3 protein-coding genes are annotated in these 4,805 nt (G+C 63.5%); 1 reads left to right on the forward strand and 2 read right to left on the reverse strand.

Annotation, left to right across the window (positions count from 1 at the left end; genetic code table 11):
• The coding region (gene ilvE, locus WB785_RS19345; RefSeq protein ID WP_424080910.1) for a branched-chain-amino-acid transaminase at window positions 1–629 on the forward strand (629 nt) is incomplete at its 5' end.
• On the opposite strand, the gene WB785_RS19350 is transcribed toward ilvE, so the two are convergent.
• Together WB785_RS19350 and WB785_RS19355 are read right to left on the reverse strand one after the other, a co-directional pair.
• Window positions 626–2,407, reverse strand: coding sequence for an NAD-binding protein (locus WB785_RS19350; protein WP_424080911.1), 1,782 nt, complete (start codon window positions 2,405–2,407; stop codon window positions 626–628). The two genes, ilvE and WB785_RS19350, sit on opposite strands and share 4 nt — an antisense overlap.
• A complete protein-coding gene (locus WB785_RS19355; RefSeq protein WP_424080912.1) occupies window positions 2,404–4,803 on the reverse strand; it encodes a RyR domain-containing protein in 2,400 nt (799 codons plus the stop codon). The genes WB785_RS19350 and WB785_RS19355 overlap by 4 nt, the downstream gene beginning before the upstream one ends.
• Window positions 4,804–4,805 lie beyond the last annotated feature (2 nt).

Consider the following 4,805-nt stretch of genomic DNA (forward strand, 5'->3'; position numbering starts at 1 on the left):
CGGCCAAGCGGTATCGCTACCTGGTGATCGCCTCGCCGTCCGGCGCCTACTTCAAACACGGCATCAAACCGGTCACCGTTTGGGTATCAACGGAATACGTGCGCGCCAGCCCGGGCGGCACCGGCGCAGCGAAGTTCGGCGGAAATTACGCCGCGTCGTTGGTGGCACAAGCCGAGGCCGCCGACCACGGCTGCGAACAAGTGGTGTGGCTGGATGCGGTCGAACGCCGCTACATCGAAGAGATGGGCGGGATGAACATCTTCTTCGTGTTCGGCAGCGGCGGATCCGCGCGGCTGGTCACCCCTGAGCTGTCCGGCTCGCTGCTACCGGGCATAACCCGGGATTCCTTGCTGCAGTTAGCAACTGACGCTGGTTTCGCCATCGAGGAGCGCAAGATCGATATCGACGAGTTGCAGAAAAAGACTGCGGCCGGCGAGATCACCGAGGTGTTTGCGTGCGGCACCGCCGCGGTCATCACCCCGATTGCACACGTCAAGTATGGCGACACCGAATTCACGATCGGCGACGGCGAATCCGGTGAGGTGACGATGGCATTGCGGGACACGCTTACCGGCATCCAGCGCGGAACTTTCGCCGACACCCACGGCTGGATGTCGAAGTTGGGCTAGCTGGCGCCAGATCCAGCAGGAGGCAAGCTGGACGGGGTGCGGATGACCTGCAGGCCGACCGTGGCGAGAATGGCCGGGATCGCCTTGACGAACATCGAATCGAATTCCGCGATATCGGGGTACAGCCGGGTCAAGTCTTCCCACGAGATCAGATACGGTGTCTCCTTTCGCGCCGGATTCCGCTCCGCGGCCAGGGTCCAGCCGTCGGCCTTGCGTTCGGAATTCCAGCGCTCATGTTCGGCGCTTGCCAGCAACTTGACTTCTGCGTCGGAAAAGGTGAATTCTTTTGCGTCCCAGTCCCGCAGCGGTGCGATGGCGCATTCCACCAAGCGCAGGTGAGCCGGGATGTGACGTGCCTGGTCACGGCTCGACTCTCGGCGGGATTCGTCGAGTTCCTCCCACGTTTCCGCAGGCTCACCCCTGGCAATGGCTCCTTGGCGCCAGCGTTCGTGGATGGCGTGGGCCATGGGCTCGAACGACCCACCTTGTACCAGTTCTGCGGTACAGGTGCGCTCCATGGTGGAGAACACCTCAATGTTCGACAGCGCGCCGGCTTCCCTGACGTCATCGAGCAGGCCGGCCACCCCATGCGGGCGCGACAACGCGGCCACTACCGGGACGTCGGGATCCAGCTCGTGGCGCAAGTGCAGCGCCGTCTCAAATGCTTGAGCGTCGTCGTAAGCGGTCACGTAGACGCGGCTAATGGCTCGATCACGGTGAAGTTGGTGCAGCCGGCCGATGTCGCGGGCGGTAGCTGCCAGTGGAACAAGCTTGCACACCTGTTCCAAAGGCGGATGCCGGCCCAGCAGCGCCTCGATGCGCTCCTTCGGCTGGTGGTCAAGCACGGTGACTACCAGCGGGTCGTCGGAGTTTTCGCCGCCTTTTCGCTTGTCGTACCAGGCGCGCGCGGCGTGATACACCAGCCAGACTCCCAGTGGGTCAAGGTGGGCCACCACGATATGCGGCTGGCCTTGATCGATGTCGAGGGGAAAGTCCTCCAGCAGCAGCCGGGCGCTGTTCTCGTCGATGTTGATGAAGTCGACCGACAGCTCCGGGTCGCCGCGCTGCGCCTCCTGGATGCGCAGCAATCGGCAGAATTCGGGGTTGGCGATCAGGGCCAGGCAACGCAGCTTGCGTGAACCACGACGTGGAAAGCCCCGAACGGTCGTGACGATCTGCGTGTTGACCGCGTCGTTGGGCGTGATCGCTAGCACCGTGCGGGCGTGGTGAGCTCCCGCCGCCTGCAGGGTTCGTTGCCGTTGCGCGTCGCCGACAATCACCGGAATGCCGAGGCTGCGGCACAGCTCGATGCCGGAATTGGTGGGATCAATCTCGATGACAACCACCGGGATTCGTTTCTGGTGTAGGTGGCGTACAAAGACACTGCCGACATAACCGCCCAGGCCGCAAATCACGACATGGCCGCGCATCAGCGGGATCTTCATCTGCTGCACGCGATCTCGAAACAGTAATCCCAGCGCGCTCAGCCCGGCCCACCCGGCCACGGCCGGGGCCAGGAACCGGGCGACGTCCAGCTCCCAGGGAAGATCGGGCTGGGCCGGGGTATTGAAGATAAAGTCCTCCAGGCTCCCGTATGCGGCGTCGGTGAGATCGGGATAGGTGGTGTTGGGTTGGGACGCCGATGGCGGAACGTAGCCGTGGCTGTAGAACTTCCACCACCCGATGCAGCCCAGAAAGAACGCGACGGTGGCGCCGAGCGCGAGTATGTACCAGCGGTAGTCGGACAGGAAACGCGCCAGCGACCGTCGGAAATTCATGCCGGGCCACCGGAATCGGCATCAACGCGTGCGTTTCCCATCTCGCATTCGGCATACCGCTGCGCGAATTCATCGCCGGGGACCGGCCATTGCTCGCCGTCGGTGCCGCGCACCACCCAGTCGCCGTCCGCAGCTGTGGCGGGTCCTTCCAGGGTTTCGATCGTCTCGCCCGGTTGTGCCAATCGAGCGAAAACGGTGCCGCGCCTTCGCCATTGGTTGCCGTCGATGTGCTCGTAGGTGGTGTGGAAAATGTCGTCACGCACCGACCATGTCTCGCCATTCACCTCGACCAGCCAGTCTCCGGCGCTGGCCTGCATGGTGTGACCCGACTTCGACGTCCACGTCCAGGGCGTGCTCCGCTGCTCGGCGGTCACCGTTCCGATCCGGGTAAACCGCTGCCACACCGGATGTGACCGATAGCCGAGCTGGCGAAGACTCCACAGAGTGGCCGCCATACTCGTCACCGCTGAGTTGAGCATTTCCTCGTCGGCTTCGACCTCGGACCAGTCAACCAGCTTGTTGTGGATTCGGCGCTCGTCATCTCGGACCGAGCCGTACTTCCAGTGATTGCGGCGATAGTACCGGCACCAGTCTTCATGTTCCGCCTTGGCCATTTTCATAGCGGAGTCGTGGTCAAAGCCCATGCGCGCCAGCCGTTGCAACGCCGTCAACCCGGCCATGTCATGCACACTCAGTGGCTGGGGCGGGCGACCCCACGTGTTCCAGGTGTGTTCGGCGATCTGTTCCACCATCCACAGCGCATTGCGGACCTGGCGGCGATTCGACTCGCGGTAGAACTCGTCGAGCTCCGCCCACGGCAGCCTGGCGGGCGGAGGGTTCGGATCCGGTCCGACGTCGGCAACGTAGCGCTCGTGAATCAGCTTCGCGGCTCGCTCCCAGATATCCTGGGCTTGTCCCGCTGGAATATCGAGCGCCAGTCGGTAGGTCCGTAGCCGACCGACGATGGGCAACGGGTCGTCGACCATCTGGGCGTCGTTGTCCCAGATGTAGACCGGCATTGCCGGAAATCGCGCAGCCAGCCTGGTTCCGGTTGATCGTGCCGTAGACGGTCCGTGAGCTCTGTCGTCGACGAATATCACGGCGTTGGTCGGCCCGTCGCTGTCGCCGATCAGGCCCATTAATGCCGATACCGTCGGTGACTGCGGCGCGACCTCGATGGTCGGGCCAGTTGACGCGAATCCGACCTGCCTGCGGTGAAATTCGTGATCTTCCCGGTACTCTTCGGCGTCTACGCCGACCAGCTTCAGTGTCGGCAGCGCGGTGTCGCCGGGTGCGGAATAGTAGTCGTATTCGAGCTTGCGGCGGCTCAGGTCAGCGCATAGTGCCAGTGTCAATTCTGATGTGCCACAGACGAATATCCGTTCAACGGTGCCTGTCGAGATGATGTTTTCTAGCAGCCAGCGAGCGGTGACCTCGTATTTGCCAACGGCATCGGCCGCCCATCGGGTGTCCGAGCCGCCCAGCTCCTCGGCGCGCCACGCCTCGGCTTGCCACGGATCGTCTATGCGCACTGTGAGCGGTAGCCGTCGCTTGTGGCCAACCGCGGATAACGTGCGCGTGATCGTGTCGAGCCAAAGTTGGTTGGTCGCCGGATCGGCTGACATCAGGTACAGCCGCTCGAGATTGCGCCACAGCGTCAGTGACATGAGCGCCTCTGGGGCGTTGAAGTCGACCGTCACCACTCGGCCGCCGTGGATTCTGGCCTCCTGCACTCCGGGCTCTTCGGGACCGCCGGTGACGACGACCATTGTGCTCGAGCGGTTCAGCGTGCCCGCGATCGCGCTGACCATGGATCGGGTTTCGTCGTCGATTCCAACCACGACGGTGACCGACGTGGCGAGGTTGGCCCGCAGTCGGTCCACCTGCGATCGAAACAACGCGATCACCACACCGGCGAGGCCAAAGAAAATCGCAGCCAGCGCCGTGAGCCGCGCAACCCATAAACCGTCCGGGGTGGGGCTGGGGCAGACGTGCCCGCCCAGCGAAAAATCGCTGACGCCGCCTTTCACCAAGGAGACCGTCCAGATCAGCGGCTGGAAGAAGACGGGATGCGTCGCGTCGTGACAGTTCCAATATGAGCTGAAGCCGAGCACCGCACCTGTCGCGGCCAGACCGGCAACAACCGCGACCGGCACATTGCCCGACCGGCGGGCACTGTTCGAACGAAAGCTCAACACGCACAGCGCGACCAGTACAGCGGACACGATCGCGATCGTGATTGCCGATCCAGGCCGGCCGAACCACCTCAACCAGATCGGCAACTTGTCGGCCGCGGAGGGATGCGCCGCCAGGGTGCACAGCCAACCGAGGAGCACCAGAGCAACCGTTAAGAGCGCGGTTTGCAACGTCCGGGAAGGTGCGACTATGCGTTGCATTC

It is taken from the genome of Mycobacterium sp., assembly GCF_049585075.1.
Classification (GTDB): domain Bacteria; phylum Actinomycetota; class Actinomycetes; order Mycobacteriales; family Mycobacteriaceae; genus Mycobacterium.

Coding starts and splice junctions, on each gene's coding strand:
- WB785_RS19355 (WP_424080912.1), bottom strand. CDS start 4,803: ATGCAACGCATAGTCGCACCTTCCCGGACGTTGCAAACCGCGCTCTTA.
- WB785_RS19350 (WP_424080911.1), bottom strand. CDS start 2,407: ATGAATTTCCGACGGTCGCTGGCGCGTTTCCTGTCCGACTACCGCTGG.